This window comes from Moorena sp. SIO4G3 (genome assembly GCF_010692305.1).
GTDB lineage: Bacteria > Cyanobacteriota > Cyanobacteriia > Cyanobacteriales > Coleofasciculaceae > Moorena > Moorena producens_A.
The window spans coordinates 1-2,172 of sequence record NZ_JAAHIG010000672.1; the positions used below are offsets into that span (position 1 = coordinate 1).

The following is a 2,172-nucleotide window of genomic DNA, read 5'->3' on the forward strand; positions in this document are numbered from 1 at the left end:
GTTCCATACCCACCTAGAATACCCAGCGTGTTGAGCCATCAAGGTTTTTTGTTTGTTATTCAGTTTTAACTTGGTCTTGAAGGCTCGTTGCATAAGTCGGGATGATTGATTTTTCCATCGGGCTAGTTTGCTGACGTTAACGCCATGATCCTCATCAGCTTTTGGTTGGTTTGAGGTACTTAGTCACCTAACTACAATTCACAACATACTGATAGTATCGTGTTGTACCTTAAATCGTCAACTAAGTTATTACTCTATCGGTTAGAACCTAAAAGTAACACCAAGTCAGGGACGGATGTTTAAATTTCTCACTCAACTGGACTACCTGCTGCGGGAAACTTTCTTAGGTCTACAACGTGGCGGCTGGATCAACTGGGCGGCGGTGAGCACGGTCACTGTCCTATTGTTTCTGTTTGGTATAAGCTGGCAAGCCTCCTGGCAGTTAGGTGGGCTACTCAATCAGTTGGGGAATCAACTAGAAGTAGCTGTTTATCTCGAACCAGGGGCTGAGGCAGAAATGGTCTTACCAGCAGTTCAGAAACTGCCCAAGGTGATGGCGGTTCAAACCATTTCCAAAGAAAAAGCTTGGGCATCCTTGGTTGAGGAACTGGGAATTTCCGACATTGCTGCTGCTACGGAACAGTTGGAAGGGAATCCCCTAGTGGATGAACTGAAGGTAAAGGTAAGCAAACCAAAGGATGTGCTAATTCTTGCCCAGCAATTGTCACAGTTGCCAGGAATAGATCAGGTGCAGTATATGGATCAGACTCTCAAACAAATGCGACAGCTTCATCACGGTTTAGGCTGGGTGAGTCTGATCATTACTACCATTCTAAGTCTGACGGCAGTGGCAGTTGTTACCACCACAATGCGCCTGATTGTGATCGCAAGACGCCAGGAAATTGAGATTATGCAGCTAGTTGGGGCAACCAGATCCTGGATTTATCTGCCGTTCATGTTGCAAGGAATTACTTTTGGTGTAGCTGGGGCAGTCCTAGCCTGGGTTTTGTTGATCGGTCTGCGGCAATTTCTGACTAATCTGCTCGCGACTGGACCTGATTTTATCGAATTTATCGCTACAGTGGTGCCACCGGATCCACTGAAAATTGTTGTGCTACCCTTACTGTTGTTGATTCTGGGGGGTTCAGTGGGTTTGCTCGGTAGTTGCTTAGCTGTTAGTCTCGAAACCATCGCTATCGGGAAATGAGGTTAGTAGACAGTTACCTAAATTTGGTCTAATTCTGGTATTTTGTCAGTGGTTAGGGTCATGGGAAGAGGTTCAGAGTAACAGAGGACTTATGACCAATGACTAATGACTAAGAGCTAATAACTAAAGACTACTTATGCGATCGCAATGGGAATGTTTTTTGCAAAATCAAGGGAGTTGGCATGGTTCCTTTACCACATTCTCACCAAAAGGGCAACAGTTAAAAGATATTCCCTCTGTGCTCACCATAGAAGGACTCGACGATAACCAAAAAATTCGTTTGACTCTTCGCTATCTGCCACCTGAACAAGCTATATTCAACCGAATTCTGGAATACACCAATGTAGATCGCTATCTTATGTTCTTTGACAGTGGTGCGTTTTCCCAAGGCGCACTACAGTGGATTCCTTATGGCGAATTTGGGGCAGAATTTGGCTTGATTGAGGGTAACCGTCGTCTGCGGATGGTGCAACTGTATAACAGGGAGAGTCAGCTGAAACAGTTGACCTTAATTCGAGAAAAACTGGGGGGTACGGATACACCAGAACGTCCACCATTAACCTTGGAACAGTTGCTCGGAGAGTGGCGTGGAGAGGCAGTAACCCTTTATTCTGATTTGCGGACGCCTAACATCTATCCTACTCACCTTAAACTCCAGCATGATCAAAGTAACCGCTTAGTACAACAACTGACATTTGGCACAGGAGAATCATTACGTACCATCACCTCTAGTGCTAAGATTGATGGCTCAATTCTGTATTTTGACGGCGGTGCGACCCCGGTCGGGTTTCCCGACCTAGGGAACGCGCACCAAGAGAAGGGTTCTGTTTCTACTCAATTGAACTCTCCACGGTTTGAAAACACGTGGATTCTAAGCGGATGTCGTTTCGCGGGTTAAAACCACGCTGCACGACGCTTCACGATACGATCTAGATAACGAGTCTAATTTGTACCGTTGTGGCAGG

Annotated in this window: 3 protein-coding genes; 2 read left to right on the forward strand and 1 reads right to left on the reverse strand. The window is 45.9% G+C overall.

Annotated elements, in window-relative coordinates:
• A partial coding sequence (locus tag F6J99_RS44415) for a helix-turn-helix domain-containing protein (RefSeq protein ID WP_293122145.1) occupies positions 1 to 93 on the reverse strand: 93 nt, incomplete at its 3' end.
• Between the two features lie 202 nt (positions 94 to 295).
• Between F6J99_RS44415 and F6J99_RS44420 the strand changes: the two genes are divergently transcribed.
• Together F6J99_RS44420 and F6J99_RS44425 are read left to right on the forward strand one after the other, a co-directional pair.
• A complete protein-coding gene (locus F6J99_RS44420; protein ID WP_070391805.1) occupies positions 296 to 1,207 on the forward strand; it encodes an ABC transporter permease in 912 nt (303 codons plus the stop codon).
• Positions 1,208 to 1,343: 136 nt separating this feature from the next.
• Positions 1,344 to 2,105, forward strand: coding sequence for a DUF3598 family protein (locus tag F6J99_RS44425; RefSeq protein ID WP_293123682.1), 762 nt, complete (start codon positions 1,344 to 1,346; stop codon positions 2,103 to 2,105).
• The last annotated feature ends 67 nt before the right edge of the window (positions 2,106 to 2,172 follow it).